16 protein-coding genes are annotated in these 14299 nt (G+C 41.0%); 13 read left to right on the top strand and 3 right to left on the bottom strand.

Annotated elements, in window-relative coordinates:
• Nucleotides 1-71: 71 nt before the first annotated feature.
• Entirely contained in the window at nucleotides 72-266 is a 195-nt protein-coding gene (xseB, locus tag ACF8D3_RS00865; protein WP_392469581.1) for an exodeoxyribonuclease VII small subunit, read from the bottom strand.
• Nucleotides 259-1518, bottom strand: coding sequence for an exodeoxyribonuclease VII large subunit (gene xseA / locus ACF8D3_RS00870; RefSeq protein ID WP_392469582.1), 1260 nt, complete (start codon nucleotides 1516-1518; stop codon nucleotides 259-261). Before xseA ends, xseB begins: the two co-directional genes overlap by 8 nt.
• Before the next feature lie 365 nt (nucleotides 1519-1883).
• On the opposite strand from xseA, the gene ACF8D3_RS00875 reads away from it, so the two are divergent.
• From ACF8D3_RS00875 to ACF8D3_RS00885, 3 genes are all read left to right on the top strand, one after another.
• A complete protein-coding gene (locus tag ACF8D3_RS00875) occupies nucleotides 1884-4256 on the top strand; it encodes a hypothetical protein (protein ID WP_392469584.1) in 2373 nt (790 codons plus the stop codon).
• Nucleotides 4257-4653: 397 nt separating this feature from the next.
• Entirely contained in the window at nucleotides 4654-5583 is a 930-nt protein-coding gene (locus ACF8D3_RS00880; protein WP_392469585.1) for an inovirus-type Gp2 protein, read from the top strand.
• Between the two features lie 61 nt (nucleotides 5584-5644).
• Entirely contained in the window at nucleotides 5645-6574 is a 930-nt protein-coding gene (locus ACF8D3_RS00885; protein ID WP_392469587.1) for a hypothetical protein, read from the top strand.
• Nucleotides 6575-6646: 72 nt separating this feature from the next.
• Here the strand turns inward: ACF8D3_RS00885 and ACF8D3_RS00890 are convergent, their stop codons facing one another.
• Complete coding sequence (locus ACF8D3_RS00890) at nucleotides 6647-6973, bottom strand: pyrimidine/purine nucleoside phosphorylase (RefSeq protein WP_374974367.1); 327 nt, start codon at nucleotides 6971-6973, stop codon at nucleotides 6647-6649.
• Between the two features lie 620 nt (nucleotides 6974-7593).
• Here ACF8D3_RS00890 and ACF8D3_RS00895 point away from each other — a divergent pair.
• The 10 genes from ACF8D3_RS00895 to ACF8D3_RS00940 all read left to right on the top strand — a co-directional run bounded on the left by ACF8D3_RS00895 (nucleotide 7594) and on the right by ACF8D3_RS00940 (nucleotide 14179).
• Complete coding sequence (locus ACF8D3_RS00895) at nucleotides 7594-8706, top strand: hypothetical protein (protein WP_392469589.1); 1113 nt, start codon at nucleotides 7594-7596, stop codon at nucleotides 8704-8706.
• Nucleotides 8699-9043 carry a hypothetical protein gene (locus ACF8D3_RS00900; protein ID WP_392469590.1) on the top strand — a complete coding sequence of 115 codons (345 nt, stop codon included), beginning with the start codon at nucleotides 8699-8701 and terminating at the stop codon, nucleotides 9041-9043. Before ACF8D3_RS00895 ends, ACF8D3_RS00900 begins: the two co-directional genes overlap by 8 nt.
• Nucleotides 9044-9147: 104 nt before the next feature.
• Nucleotides 9148-9669: a hypothetical protein gene (locus ACF8D3_RS00905; protein ID WP_392469591.1), complete on the top strand. Its 522-nt coding sequence runs from the start codon at nucleotides 9148-9150 to the stop codon at nucleotides 9667-9669.
• A gap of 8 nt (nucleotides 9670-9677) precedes the next feature.
• Nucleotides 9678-9851 carry a hypothetical protein gene (locus tag ACF8D3_RS00910; protein ID WP_392469593.1) on the top strand — a complete coding sequence of 58 codons (174 nt, stop codon included), beginning with the start codon at nucleotides 9678-9680 and terminating at the stop codon, nucleotides 9849-9851.
• Nucleotides 9852-9947: 96 nt separating this feature from the next.
• Complete coding sequence (locus tag ACF8D3_RS00915; RefSeq protein ID WP_392469594.1) at nucleotides 9948-10595, top strand: hypothetical protein; 648 nt, start codon at nucleotides 9948-9950, stop codon at nucleotides 10593-10595.
• Between the two features lie 36 nt (nucleotides 10596-10631).
• Nucleotides 10632-10988 carry a hypothetical protein gene (locus tag ACF8D3_RS00920; protein WP_392469596.1) on the top strand — a complete coding sequence of 119 codons (357 nt, stop codon included), beginning with the start codon at nucleotides 10632-10634 and terminating at the stop codon, nucleotides 10986-10988.
• A gap of 9 nt (nucleotides 10989-10997) precedes the next feature.
• A complete protein-coding gene (locus ACF8D3_RS00925) occupies nucleotides 10998-11153 on the top strand; it encodes a hypothetical protein (RefSeq protein WP_392469598.1) in 156 nt (51 codons plus the stop codon).
• Between the two features lie 123 nt (nucleotides 11154-11276).
• Nucleotides 11277-11699, top strand: a complete 423-nt coding sequence (locus tag ACF8D3_RS00930) for a hypothetical protein (RefSeq protein WP_392469600.1) — start codon at nucleotides 11277-11279, stop codon at nucleotides 11697-11699.
• Nucleotides 11700-11743: 44 nt separating this feature from the next.
• A complete protein-coding gene (locus ACF8D3_RS00935) occupies nucleotides 11744-12817 on the top strand; it encodes a DUF932 domain-containing protein (RefSeq protein ID WP_392469602.1) in 1074 nt (357 codons plus the stop codon).
• 222 nt (nucleotides 12818-13039) lie between these two features.
• Entirely contained in the window at nucleotides 13040-14179 is a 1140-nt protein-coding gene (locus ACF8D3_RS00940; protein ID WP_392469604.1) for a YqaJ viral recombinase family protein, read from the top strand.
• Nucleotides 14180-14299: the final 120 nt, after the last annotated feature.

Genomic DNA, 14299 nt, shown 5'->3' on the forward strand with positions numbered 1-14299 from the left:
TCTCCAATCAAAGACATTGATGGAGAAATTTGGGTGTATTGGCTGTGATCACATCATTCGATTGGGGAATGCTATTCCTTAAACGTTTCATTCAAAGCTTGTTGAACAGCATCGACTCGTGTTTTACAAGCTTTATAGGCAGACATTGATTCCTCAACAATCTTCATAAGGTTATCAATATCTGGCTCATCTTGATCTTCTAACAACGCTGCATTTTTCTTGAGTAACTCATAACCTTCTTTAAAACTTAACTCTTTATTAGTCATTGTTAGTCACCTTATTTACGTCGGCATGAATAAAGCCATCTTGCATTTCAATTGAAACGGTTGCTCCGACTTGTTGAACAGAACGAATTGCTTTGTTATCGCTTCTAATAATTCCATAACCTTTGGCAAGAACATTTCTAGGGTTTTGTAGCAGGGTTTCTCTCATCAATGTGTCGATTTGAGTAGAAGCAAGTTTAAGTTGTTGCTGAGCAAAATACTGCGTTGTTGACTTCATTAATTCAAGATTTTTTTGCGCTGTATTTATTTGATTCTGGGCATGGGTTTTGATGATATTCATCAACTGATCATTTTGACTTTGATAAGCTGAAATTTGATGTTGAGAGAGTAGTTTGATGGACTGAATAAAATCGATTGCCTCCTGAGATCGTTCTGAAATCAGATTACGTATTCCTGCAATCACTTTACTTGGGGTATCAAAAGATCGGTGTGCAATTTCATCTAAAATGGTTCGATCTTTCTCATGACCGATACCGACCCAAATGGGTACTTTTCGTTTGCAGAGTAAGGCAGCTAGATCATAGTCATTTAAATAAGCTAAATCATTGACTGCTCCACCACCTCGTATGATGACGATGAGGTCAGGTGGGGTTGTATAATTTTTTGCCCATTGGCGCAGACTTGAGCTTAAAGACTCCATAATGCTATTAGCGGCCGTATTACCTTGAAAGGTTGCAGTGTGATATATAAAGTGACAAATATTAGCTCTATTTAGTGCATCTGCATCTTTTTTGAAATCACCTAAACCAGCTGCATTTTCTGGTGCAATGACTAATACATTTTCAATGTCAAAAGGTGTGGGGAGTGATTTATTTAGATTGACCAAGTTTTCAGTCGTTAAACGGGCCAGTATCTGCTGATAACGTTTAGCAATATCACCCAGCGTAAAACTTGAGTCAATGTCTTCTATATTGACTGAAAAACCATATTGGGGATCAAAACGAGCTTTGATTTTAATCAGAACATTTAAGTCCTTTGACAGGTCAATGCCACTTTCACGCTCAAACTTCATCACTATTTTTACGGCGGTGAATTTCCAGATTGTTGCTTTGCAGTTTGCAATAACCTTGTCTGTATTTTCTTCTTTTTCTGCTAACTCAAGATAGTAATGCCCACTTTTAATGCTCAAGTTCCGAATCTCAGCTTTTACCCATACAGGCTCATCGAAGGTCATGCGAATGACTTCTTGCACTGCTGTTAGATACTCATTTAGAGAGAGTTGGGTGGTGGACATACTGCAAAATATTGGATGGAATATTCCTATAGTAGCAAAGATTAGAGCTTCTACAACTACGTAAATCGGTCAGTATATTGGGTGGATTAACTGAAAATTATAGATGGATTTATAAAATTACTGTGCATTAATTGTTCTGTTTTTTTGCTTATTTATACGTGAAAAGTAACGTAAATAAAAAGACCATGTAGCTACACATGGTCTTTTTTTTCACACTGGAAATGGTGCCTTGTTCAAAATATTTATTTCAAAGAAATAAAGTGATACCACTCTTAAATATTTTTCAGAGTTTTTTTGCTCAAATTTTGTTATTTTGAAAAAATATGCTAAAAAAATTGTAATAAGCGAATTTATTGGGTTTTAGTGTGGATTTTACGAATAAATCATATAAACAAAGAGAACGTGAGCTTATTTCTATTATTGATTTTAAACTTAACCGAATATGGTTGGATCATAGTCAAGACGGACAAGATGAATTAAAGATTTTAAAAAAAATGATTGTGACATTAGAACTAGTGATACTTCGAGTAACACATGGAGAGGAATTAAAAGGAATAAAATTAAAGAATTTTGAAGAAAAAATTTCTCAATTGATGGGGTATATGAGAAAGAATCCTACAGCCTTTTTAATTAGTGATGATGAACCATACTTAATGATCACAACTGAACTGGGCGAGAGATATCTAAAGCTTAGTCAGCATGTAAGTGAATTAATAGGCTGGGTTATTGAGAAAAACTATGCAAGTTTTAAAGATGGTATATCTTGGCGTTCTAAGTTAGTAGCATTCTTAACTGAGTTAAAATTTGATATAGGTGAATATGATCAGCGGACTCAGAAGTATCAAGTCCTGTTTGATCAAGTGTTTGTGAATAATAGTTCTGTGAAAGTATTGTATTTAGATTTTGGCTATAAAACAGAACAACTCGGATCGGGTATCGACTGGGAGTTAATGGAAAACCATTTTGCATATTATCAAGAAAAAGTTGCTGAGAATTTTCCAAATTTAGTGCTTCAATTGAGAAAGTTGGAGTTTGACTACAGCACAAATTTAAATAAATATTCCTATATTGCTGTATTTGATCAAGCAGAATCGTTACAGCCAAAAACTCTGGCTAAACGACTTGAAAAAAAATGGCTAGAAGCTTTCACACACTTAGAGGGACAAGGAAATGGAATTGAGCCTACAGCAGAATTCCTTAATCCTGAGCTAATCAGTAGAGGATTCACCATCGGTGTTGTTACCAAGGATTCGAGACGTTATAAAAATTTCATCAGTACAGTGTTAAATTATTATGTTAATGGGCATTATTATTTAAAAACAATTCAAGCTAATACAGATCAACACTTAGATGCGATTGGCTGCACTATTAGGGATAAAGTTGATAAAGATCAGAATAAAAAGGTAAATCAACGCAAATCCCGACCAATGTTACATCGTGATGTGATGATTAAATCTCAATATGATTGGGAACGCTCGTTGGGACTAAGTAAGCCTCTAATCAAACAAAAAAAAGACATTAAACTTTTTTATAGTTTTTTATTGGATAAGGATGATCCTGAAGAAAACGATTTACAGGAGCTTTTATATAAAATTGATTTGATGGTTCTATGTGCTTTGAAATGGAAGATCCCAGCTTTTGTTGTAAGTGATGGTTCCGCAGTGAAAAGTGGAACTGAAATAGGCAAAGTAATTGCTGATATAGATAAAGCCTATAAGCAAAAGCGAAGAGAGTTAATTCTAAATGCAGAATATTTAGGGCTTAGAGTTGGGCTGTTTGTCATAATATTTGAGTATTTGGAGATCTCAGCAGTAACACCAGGTCTTCTTTTGCCTTTGCTAAACCGGTACCATTTTTACAATGCTTTAGTTGATGAAATAAATTTAGTCTATTTAAAACCAATCAATGAATTAGTACCTTATCTACGTAAGAGAATTGATGAAATAAGGGCTAAACAGTCAGCAGTCTTTGAAATGTTTGGAAAAGCTGAACCTGAACCAGAATTTTTTAGTATTCTTCTAAAAAAACTCACAAAATTACTTGAACAGAAAATAAATAGGCCTGCTAAATCTAATTTAACATTGAAAGATTGGTATAGCACTCAAATAAGATCGAGGCAGAATTCGTACGAAAACTTAGTAAGCTATAGCCGCCAGTGCCGTAGTAATCAAACGAAAGATATTGTAGTTGATATTGAGTTTGCACTAACCAATGATTCCGAGCTTGAAATCGATTTAATTCATGAAGTTTTAACGAAAGGGATAGATTTATTGTCTAGGACGGATTTTGCTAAAGAAGCCATCCGTGGTTATTGGGGAGCATGGCAATCCGCATCATCTCAGGATCAGGAATGTAAGGCGTATGTGAGTCTTATGTTTTTTATGGATCAGCGTTATGTTGCAAGACAAGAAGAGCTACGTGATGAGTTGAATAAAGCTCTGGAAAAAGCCGTTGCAAGCCCGTATAAAAATTGGGATAAATCGAACGAGCTAAAGTTTAACTTTAAAGAGTATCTATGTTTTCAAGCTTTGGGTGAAGAATTGTTTTATAACCCCGTCAGTGATCGTAAGAAAATAGAAAAGGAAATAGAAAGAAGTTTACATATGGAGTTTTATTTGGCGTTACATCGAGATCTATACTGGTTACCATCCGAATTGATCTTAAAACAGCGTGTGATCAGAGGGCGGGAAAACTATAAGTCAAGAAGGAAGTCATCTAAGCCTAAAGCTTTAAAATGATCAATTGATCAATGTGAAGAGTTTATTTTTCCGCTTAACTCTCGTTTTTATTTTTTTGATTTATCATCGATGCTCAGCACGTATCAGAATTGTCTTTATACGGTGATGTGCAGACAGTTACGACATCGTTAAAGTCGGTAAATAGTATTATTAATGATATATCTATTCTCTTATACCTTAATTACTTAGTAGACATCATACATACAACAACTCAACCACTAGGTGAGTTGTTGTTATAGACTTCAAATCAACTTAAGCATTTAAATCGATGATGAACATGTGATCCTTAAGATCGCATGTGAATCTACACATATCCTGAATTCTTATTGGTAAGAACTACAATAAAAAAATACTTCTACTGCTTTGAGATATGACATACCTTCATTGGAACATACTCATGCGACTCTCTGACCACATTCATCAAGCTTCCGTATTATCCGATATACATCACTTCATTGAATTTAATCTTAACCACTATGTTGAACATGCTGTCTTCCTACACTTACTCCAAGAACTGATTGTACGCTTCAAGCAGTACCATCAGGAATCACTCAGCTATGCTGCAACCATTGAGATCTTTGTCATACTGATGCAGGCTGTTGAGCAGATGCTAGATGGACGTATTTACGATGAGATGAGTACATTGGATGCACAGCAAGTGAATCAGTTACAAAAGTTGATTTTGAGTCAACGCGAAAAGGTAAAGGAGCATTTGCAACGTTATAAAGAACAGCAACAGCGTAATCGCGAATCAATACAATCCTACATGCAAACCATCATCAACGATCATCACAAGCTACTATTGGTTCGTGTTGATCTAAGTTATACAAAAGAGAAGCATGGCCAGATTGGTTTACAGGACTTTTATCAGCATATTCAGAAATTAAGACAACTTCTTAAGGACCAGCAGGGGTGTTTTGCTGAATTAAAAGGATATGTGCTTAAACTGGAGCAAGGCAAGGACAAAGGATTCCATGCTCATCTGCTATTCATCTATAACGGTTCAAAGCGTCAGAACGATACTTTTCTAGGACAAGCAGTGATTGATAAATGGCGAGAGATTGTCGGTGATGGAGGGATAGGCAACAATTGTAATACCGTTAAATACAAGGAGCGTTACCGACAAACGAGCCGTCTCGCATTGGGTATGCTGCATCGTGAAGATAAGCAAATGACTGACAATGTGATGCTTTTGTTAAACTACTTTGCCAATGAGGACAAATATGATCAAAGCTTATTGGTTAGCTATGCAGGAATGCGTTGTTTGAGTAAAGGGGAATATCAACCGCATGGAAGACAGTATCAATTGAAGTCTGAATGCACGTGAGTCAGTAAAAAAATACATCGAGTGCCGTCTTATGATTGAATCACATAGGACGACTTTCGACATGAATTTCAAACAAGCTGAGCTCTTCGTTGCTCCAAAATTAGAGCAGGATGTACATGATTTCTATATTGCACTGAAGCGTGCAACACTGGTTGATGGCGATTTGAGAAAGACTTGGCGACGCTCATTCCTCGAGTATTGTCAGGATTGGCATTATTTGCTGTTTTCACATCGAGAATTTAAATTTGGGTTTTGGGTGACCCAATTCAGTAATGCGTACTATACATGTGTCGCGGAACAGGAAGAATTTCAGATTTGGCCTGAGAATGAGAAACAATGGGCTGACTTAGTTTCGAAGATACTCAATAAATTAGAAAAGTTATTTAAAAGCATTGGCTTTCAAGAAATGCTGAATAAGTGCAATACGGCTTATGAGAAAAAGATCCAGAAATTGATGGATCAATACTCAGATATAAATCGCCTGAGTGTCGATGCACCTGATCTTAAATTCTATTTAACTATGCACCCCCATCCAACTGCACAAGGGCTGAGTCATATTCAAAGTTTTAGTCGAGCATTGAAGAAGTTTGAGCGACGACTCATGGATAAACCATGGTGTCGAGCACAAGTGCTGTATCGTTTTTATCAGATTTATCGTGATCCAGAATTTCAACACTATGTGGTGCGCTACTTCTTAACCTTCCAAAAAGCATTCTATGCTGAAGAGACTGATTACTGTGCAAAATTGAGGGAGATCTGGTCGGATGTGACAGAGGGCATCGGGGTTTTACTGGAGCAAAAACAGTTTAAACCTGATGTTCAGGGCAATCGAACAGTGCCTCCATTTATGAATGATGACATGGAGTCCCCATTAGAAAACCTTGAGAGCTTAGATGTCAGAATGACTTCACTCAAAGAGCATGCAACTAACCTTTATGTGTGGGATCGAGGTATGGAGTCATTCAGTGGTCAGATCATTCAACATAAATAGTTGAAGTGAAACGCAGGGGTTAAGCCGCCATAAGGAGGCTTCCCTTATTTAAGCTAAAAAATAAAAACAAGCTTAATGTTGTTCAAAGTGACAAACATAATCTACAACGCCATCTGACTGGATCGTAAATTCAGTATTGGGTGGAATAATAAAAGATTCACTTGAGCTGTATGTTGAGACCTCAGTGGCAGCTCCAATTTGAACTTCGCATTTGCCTGAAATAATCTCAATACGCTCTTCGAGATGAGTCTTAAAGGTGAGGGGATGTTCTGAAGGCAGAATAACGCCGAGTGTCTTTTTAGTGCCGTCTTTTAAAATCAGCACATGGCTAATCGACGAACCATTAAAATGAATGTTGGCCTTTTTTTTAATTGAAACAAAGTTAAATTGTTCTGACACAGTGAGTGATCTCAAAAAAAAAATTATAGTCTTGTGTTTTGAGAATCATAATCAAACTGACGATCAACACTCAAGCTAAAAATGATCCATCGATTACTTAAGCAGACTCCACCATTAAATAGCTGAGAGAGATCATAGCGTTATCTGCTTTACGATTTCCTGAGCAACCATAATGCCCGTTGCTTGACCGAATGGTAAGCAGCGATTATCCTTGGCGTGCTGGCCTACATTGCCGGTGGGTTTTAGCAGACCCAGTTAAACAAAGACGAGATACGAAATTGATTTTTTGTGTGTCGTGGACCCGTTCGTCCCCCTTTCTTCTATGGTAGGGCGGAGGGGGGACGCGCTTGCGCGTGCTGGTTTCTTTGTTTACCAGTCTGCTAACCCTCTTTCGTCCTACCACCATCTTTTAGCAGGGATTCGGTAGGCTTACTTTAAACAAAGGAGTCCGCCATGCGTACTGACATTTATCTTTTGGCTTTGCCATTTCCAAACTTAAACCGATTGTACTTTTTATTTCGATTGCCCTTGGCAAGACGATCTCACGGCTGTGCTTTGCCTGATTCCACTCAATAACGTTTAGATCTGATCTATAACGACGAATAATACAAGGTGGTTCTATGGCACATGCCCCGATTTGGGTGGCGTGTCTGATGGTGCCTTTGTGCGTCACGGCATGCTCAAAAAAAGATAATCATGTTTATATCCCCGATGAAGCTGAGGCTTTATCTGAACGCATTCAAATTCAATCTAATCCTGTCCCCGTGCTAGTAACGGCTGAACAGTTACAACCCTTAGCACCGACTGATGAAGTCGATGACGGTACGCTTGAAGGCTTTCATCAACAACTCACCGACAAACAACAACAAGCAGACTGGCAAGCACTCCGTCAGCAACTCAAACTCAAACCTGATCAAATAGTTTGGTTGGGTAGTCAACGTAGACGCTTTAAGGAAGACTTCAATCCTGTTGATCTCAGAAAAGCCGAAGCCTATCCGCAAGCCAATCAGTTGATGATCAACTACTTTCGGCGTTTGAAATCTCCAAACTCGATTGAAGCACAAGGAGAACTGGAAACCACCGCAGATTACCAACAACGGCTTGAATCAGCACAGCAACAGCATCAACAACTGACGGGTAAACTGAAAGTTGATCTCAGTCATTTAGAACTGGCACTGAATGTATTACATGCCCCCGTTTGTTTTAATGCCGATGATCAAGATGCCTATAACGCGATTGAATACGATGCAGACCACGAAACTTTAAGTTTGCGCACGAGCATACCCTATGTCATTGAAAAAGAGGTATTGGCTCAAGCCTACAATCCGAACTTTGGTGGGCAACAGGTTGAGGTACTGAAAGTAGAATTGCATTACCCATTGGACCAAGCCAAACGCAACTTGGCGGATTTAAAACGCGGTACTTGTCTGGGTTATCTCTTACAACTCGATGCAGGGCAGCGTCTGACGGTCAAACAACTTATCCTGTCCGCTTATTCCTCAGATACGGCTATTCCACAACCTGTTGTCTATCGCTTCCAACCGCAGCAGTTGCGTTATGACCTTTATCAAGAACAACAGGAAGTGACTCGACGTGACGATGGCACACGCGATTACCATCCTAAGCCACGGCAGCTTATACACAGCACAGATATTCCCATTCCACAGCAGATTGATTACCGCTTTGGTTTAGCTCATACACCTGTTGAGACACAAGGAGCAGTTGATGAATAAGCTATTTTTAAATCAAAGCCGTCCTTTGTTCCTCAGCATCGGATTGATGATCGGACTAAGTGCTTGTGGAGAATCTCGTGAAGCATTTATTCCACCTACTGCCAATGATGCCTTACATGCCATGCGACAACAGGATGACAGCATCGTACAAGTCAAATTGCAGCAATGCATACGCAGTAATCCCTTTGAGGGGCAGCCAGGCAATGGTCCTAGTTATGACCAGTATGACTGTGAGGTTGTGGTGGAACGCTACGATGCGGTACTCGATCAAAGCATGACACAAGCGCAATCCGTTCTGCTCAATTTAGGCAGCAGTGGTTGGCAGGCTGAGTATTAACCAGCAGCTCACATTAAAAACGTAAATAAAAAATATTCAAATACACAACATCTAGATGAAGTAGGACGCTACCTACACCCTATCTAGTCTTTAGGATATTAACAATGACAGTACATCTAAACGCTCAACAACAAACGCTTCAAACCAATTCAAGCTTTACCCATCCTTTAAAACAACTACTTTGTACTGGCGCACTGTTCGCGAGTGCACTGCTGCTTGGACAAGCCACGCAAGCGGGTGGCTATCAAGAATACAGCTATCCCTTACAACTGGTCAGCGTTGAGGGCGGGGTGCCACTGCGCTGTACTTATGTCGGCTATGAACGTCAGCGTACTCGTCAGACATTTCGTATCACTGCCTTACGCAATCAAGGCGGTTGTCCACGTAATACCTATTACAAACCGAGTCGTATGCAATTGATTATTGCCGAGACAGGGCAAACGGTATTCGTGCGTTCTGAAGAAGTACGTCAAGCCACCCGTCAAGATTATAACGGTCCACGGATGAAAGCCCCTGACAAACCTGCCTCTGCCAAGATCAATCGCTGTCACATCATGGCGACTCAAGATGCCAATGGCAAAGTCACTCGTGGACCTGCCTTAACTGATCCAAGCTGTCAGAAATAGGCCCGACCATGAAAAAATTCATTGGCTTTTATCTGATCGTGACCATTGTCTATGCCGCGATATTGATGCAACGCACGGCAGAACTACAAGGCGGTTATGTCAGTGTCGATTACTTAAGTTGCCTGCTGTTCTTGCTAAAAGGACTGATGTGGCCGTTGGCAATTGTGCGCTGGCTGTTCTAGCAAACCCCTTAAATCTGATGGCAATCACTCTCCCTGAACCAAACAGGGAGGGTGAAGCTTTATTGAGATAAAGACAAAGACAAGAAGGATAAAAATATGAATAGAAATTCCACTGATTCAACTTCGACGAAAACCTTACAACCGATACATTGGGTATTGATTGTCTGCGGCATGATCGTGTTACTGACCGCAGCCGTGTTATTTAACCAACATCAGCAACGTCAAACCGATTTAAAACTGGCACAACTGGCGGCTGCACAATCCCAATCATCTCATTCCAGTTCATCTACAACAACTGAACCATCAATACCCGCCAATTTAGATATGGGGGAAGCTGGTCTTTCTATGAGCACAGACTCCACTGAAGCTGAACCTTCAACTTCAACGAGCAACGCCAATCTAGAAAATCTTAGTATGCAGATTGATGGCGAATACCACGACGATCAAACCCTGAGTTCCAATCCTTCCACTTATGGCTTAAAGCCGATGCAATCCGCTTCAGCAGATTTAAAAAGCATGCTGCCTGAGATTGATCAGATGTTGCGAACTCACCTGATGGAGGCGTGGGGACGTGCGGATCGTGATCAAGTACAGAAACGTGTAGAAGGCTGGAGCCAGCAAGGGGATGAACTGACTTATCGTGCGGCATGGGACTCGGATCGTTATCAATGTACGTGGTATGTGGTGCGTTGGAATCTAACCAGTCAGCAAGTACTGCAAGAAGGCTATCAACCCTGTTTCTAAGCTGGAACCAATATCAATAATGATAGGAATAAAATCATGAAGATGTTTCAAACCAAAATCACAACACGTTTAGTTTACTTAAGCTTTGCGGCATTCAGTCTATTGATCACGCATACTGCGATGGCAAAGACCGAACAGATTATTTTAAAACAGGACCTTGGCTTAGGTGAAGAAGCGATTATCTTCAATACCAAAAAGGGTGAAGTGATCTTGAACTATTATGCTTTACCTGAAAAAGTCGCGCAGCAGATTGAGCAGTTTAAAAAGGGCCAATGTCTCGAAATTCAGTCCAAACATGGTTTCTATAACGATACTGGTGATGGGCAATACATTCAAAGTATTCGCCCCTGTAAAACGAAATCAAGCTTAGCTCGACCGAAAGTCACCCAATAGACAAGGGCCATGAGCAAGCGCAGATTTATGCTGATCTGTTTATTGTGCTGTGTTTTTATCGCAACACTGCTTTGGCTAATCATGCGGGGTGATCAACATCCTGTATTACAAAAAGCGCTACAGGTCTATGTCATTAAACTCCTACAACTGCTTGCCAAGCTTTAAATCAGCTGAACTGAGTTAAAGCGAATCGCACCAATACCACAACACAAACCTAAAAAACCTGCCCATTGCGGCAGGTTTTTTTATGCCCGTTTATGACTGATGTTTTATCTCAGGAGACCCAATATGTCCAAAATTTGTTGTCCCATGTGTGGCAGTGATCAGGTGGAAATGATTGCACAACCGCAATTCCAACCACCACCGAACCCAACGCAATCAAGCTTTCCAAAACCACCCATGCATAGCTTGATGCATTACTTGGTCAACTATGCCGCGATGGGAGCCACGGGTGCTCGTATGTTGAAAGGGCAAAAGCCAATGGTGCTGATCATTGGTGCGGTGATTGGCGGAGCGGTGGGATGTGCGGCGTGTCTACTCAATCATTTACAGGATGCTGCACCGACTCAACCTCTTACACCTTCCATTCCCACCCAAGCCCGTGGGCAAACCTCGTATCAATGTTTGGAATGTGAATATTGCTTTGCTTTGGCTTTTCAATATGAGCCAGAGACCACTTATCCCATGCATCACACTCGTCCTTTCGAATAATTGCAGTTTCACAATTTTATTTAATCTCAATAGGAGAATGCTTTATGGCACATTTAGTCGACAGTATGGCCTTTGTCGGTCAAACCCCTTGGCATGGACTAGGCAATCAACTGACCCCGAATCAACCGATTGAAGTCTGGGCCAAACAAGCGGGTATGGACTGGCGTATTGAAAGCTCTGATGTTCGTTACATGGCACAGAACGTACGCGGACAACACATCATTCTACCCTTTGAAGAACAACGGGTACTGTATCGCTCGGATACTCATGCACCGTTATCCGTGGTCAGTCAACGTTTCCAAGAAGTGCAACCGATGGAGATCTTAAACTTCTATCGAGACTTAAGCGAACAATCGGGATTTGAACTGGAAACTGCTGGGGTACTGAAAGGCGGTAAGAAGTTCTGGGCATTGGCGAAGACTGGACAGAGTGCAGCTTTAAAAGGAAAGGATGTGAGTAATGGCTATATTCTTTTAGCGACCGCTTGTGATGGCACCTTAGCGACCACTGCACAATTCACCTCTATTCGTGTGGTGTGTAACAACACCTTAGCCATTGCACTCAAAGCCCATAACAACAGCTCTAGCAATACGGGCGTAGTCAAAGTTCCCCACAGTACCCGCTTTGATGCAGGGAAAGTCAAACACCAACTCGGCATTTCAGTGCGTGCATGGGATGAACACATGTATGAAATGAAGCAACTGAGTCAGCGTAAGGTGACACAGCAAGAAGCAGCCGCTTACTTTGATGCGGTGTTTAATAACAGCAATCTCAGTATGGCGGATCAGGAGGACAGCATTATTCAATACTACCGCAATGCGGCACTACCCAAAGCAACTATTCCCGTAACAGCGAGCATCAATAAATCCGACAACAAAACCGAACCGAATGGCCGCGCCATGTCAAAAGTCATGACCATGTTTAATGGACATGGCCGTGGGGCAGAACTGAGTTCAGCCAAAGATACAGCCTATGGTTTGCTATGCGCCATTACCGAGTTCACCGACCATGAACGTCGAGCGATGAGTACCGATCATCGACTGGATTCAGCATGGTTTGGGGCAGGGGCTGCGCTTAAACAAAGAGGCTTGGAACAGGCTTTACGCATGTTGGCTTAGCCCACCCGCTATCAAACTCACCCTTATTCACTTTAGAAACAACAGCCACCACAGTGACTCAAATTTCAGCTTCATTTAAGCTTTCACCATTAGCCTAAGCTAGTGGTTATAAGATAGCCGCAGTGCAAGACCCTTCGCCACACTCAGAGGTGGCTTTTTTATGCCTGAAATTTAGTGGTTGCTGTGGTGACGATACTTTATTCAAAAAGGAATCTCGCCATTATGAATAGTCATCATCATATTCAAAACGCATTAAACCAACCCCCATTACAAGCCTACTCACCGAATATCAATCCATCCACTCAACAAGTCGAAGTCGGCACCCGAACCAAACGTAATTCAGCTCAACATTCCCAAAATAAACAACCAAGAAAATCCAAAACACCCGCAGCCAAACGCCTTGCCAATACCAAGCAACTCAACTATCAACAATGGCTTGAAATCCGCAAACAGGGCATTGGCAGTAGTGATGCTGCAACTGCCTGCGGCCTCAATCCCTATATGTCGATGTTGGAACTCTGGATGATCAAAACAGATCGGATGCAACAAAACATCGAAGATGAAAGTGCAGGTTATGCACCACTTTACTGGGGCAAACAACTTGAACCTTTGGTGGCGGAATATTACAGCATGCACACCAACAACAAAGTGCGTCGTGTCAATGCAGTATTACAACACCCTGATGAAGACAAACATTTTATGCTCGCCAATTTGGACTATGCCATTGTCAGTAATGAAGAAGTTCAAATATTAGAGTGTAAAACTGTCGGAGAATATGGCGCAAAACTCTGGCGAGATGGTGTACCACTGTATGTGCTGTGCCAAGTCCAACATCAATTGGCGGTGACAGGCAAACAAGCCGCGCATATCTGTGCCTTGATCTGTGGGCATGAAACTAAAATCTATAAAGTCACCCGCAACGAAACGGTGATTCAGCACATCATCAATGCGGAGCGTCACTTCTGGCAATGTGTAGAATCGGGTATTCCACCGAGTGTCGATGCCTCGGATTCAGCAGCCAAAGCCTTACAACAACTTTATCCAGAACAAATCCCATTAACCGTAGAAGACCTCAGCCAAAATGAACAGGCCAACTACCTCTTTAACCAACTGTTAGAAGAGCGACACAGACTTGAACAGCATCAACAGTATTTCGATGAACTCAAACATCAAATACAGATGCTGATGAAAGATGCGGAACGTGCGGTATTTACAGGAGGCTCAGTGACGTGGAAGAAGGCACAAGATGCCACCACCTTAAACAGCAAAGCGTTACTGAAACAACACCCTGAATATCTACAGCAGTTCCCACAAACCAAAGCAGGAACACGACGCTTTCAAATTTATCCGAATGGTGGATAGGCCAAATACACATTCCAGCATTTATTTCCCCCAACAACGTATCAATCACCAAAGCCACATCAAATAACCCGATCCCATACCCCAAACAGGCATGGGATTTTTTATGCGCAAAATCTAAAC

This window comes from Acinetobacter sp. YQ_14 (assembly GCF_043102985.1).
Classification (GTDB): domain Bacteria; phylum Pseudomonadota; class Gammaproteobacteria; order Pseudomonadales; family Moraxellaceae; genus Acinetobacter; species Acinetobacter venetianus.

Excerpts from the sequence above, each read along its gene's own strand:
- xseB (WP_392469581.1), bottom strand. The coding sequence starts at position 266 with ATGACTAATAAAGAGTTAAGTTTTAAAGAAGGTTATGAGTTACTCAAG.
- xseA (WP_392469582.1), bottom strand. The coding sequence starts at position 1,518 with ATGTCCACCACCCAACTCTCTCTAAATGAGTATCTAACAGCAGTGCAA.
- ACF8D3_RS00880 (WP_392469585.1), top strand. The coding sequence starts at position 4,654 with ATGCGACTCTCTGACCACATTCATCAAGCTTCCGTATTATCCGATATA.
- ACF8D3_RS00885 (WP_392469587.1), top strand. The coding sequence starts at position 5,645 with ATGAATTTCAAACAAGCTGAGCTCTTCGTTGCTCCAAAATTAGAGCAG.
- ACF8D3_RS00895 (WP_392469589.1), top strand. The coding sequence starts at position 7,594 with ATGGCACATGCCCCGATTTGGGTGGCGTGTCTGATGGTGCCTTTGTGC.
- ACF8D3_RS00900 (WP_392469590.1), top strand. The coding sequence starts at position 8,699 with ATGAATAAGCTATTTTTAAATCAAAGCCGTCCTTTGTTCCTCAGCATC.
- ACF8D3_RS00905 (WP_392469591.1), top strand. The coding sequence starts at position 9,148 with ATGACAGTACATCTAAACGCTCAACAACAAACGCTTCAAACCAATTCA.
- ACF8D3_RS00910 (WP_392469593.1), top strand. The coding sequence starts at position 9,678 with ATGAAAAAATTCATTGGCTTTTATCTGATCGTGACCATTGTCTATGCC.
- ACF8D3_RS00915 (WP_392469594.1), top strand. The coding sequence starts at position 9,948 with ATGAATAGAAATTCCACTGATTCAACTTCGACGAAAACCTTACAACCG.
- ACF8D3_RS00920 (WP_392469596.1), top strand. The coding sequence starts at position 10,632 with ATGAAGATGTTTCAAACCAAAATCACAACACGTTTAGTTTACTTAAGC.
- ACF8D3_RS00925 (WP_392469598.1), top strand. The coding sequence starts at position 10,998 with ATGAGCAAGCGCAGATTTATGCTGATCTGTTTATTGTGCTGTGTTTTT.
- ACF8D3_RS00930 (WP_392469600.1), top strand. The coding sequence starts at position 11,277 with ATGTCCAAAATTTGTTGTCCCATGTGTGGCAGTGATCAGGTGGAAATG.
- ACF8D3_RS00935 (WP_392469602.1), top strand. The coding sequence starts at position 11,744 with ATGGCACATTTAGTCGACAGTATGGCCTTTGTCGGTCAAACCCCTTGG.
- ACF8D3_RS00940 (WP_392469604.1), top strand. The coding sequence starts at position 13,040 with ATGAATAGTCATCATCATATTCAAAACGCATTAAACCAACCCCCATTA.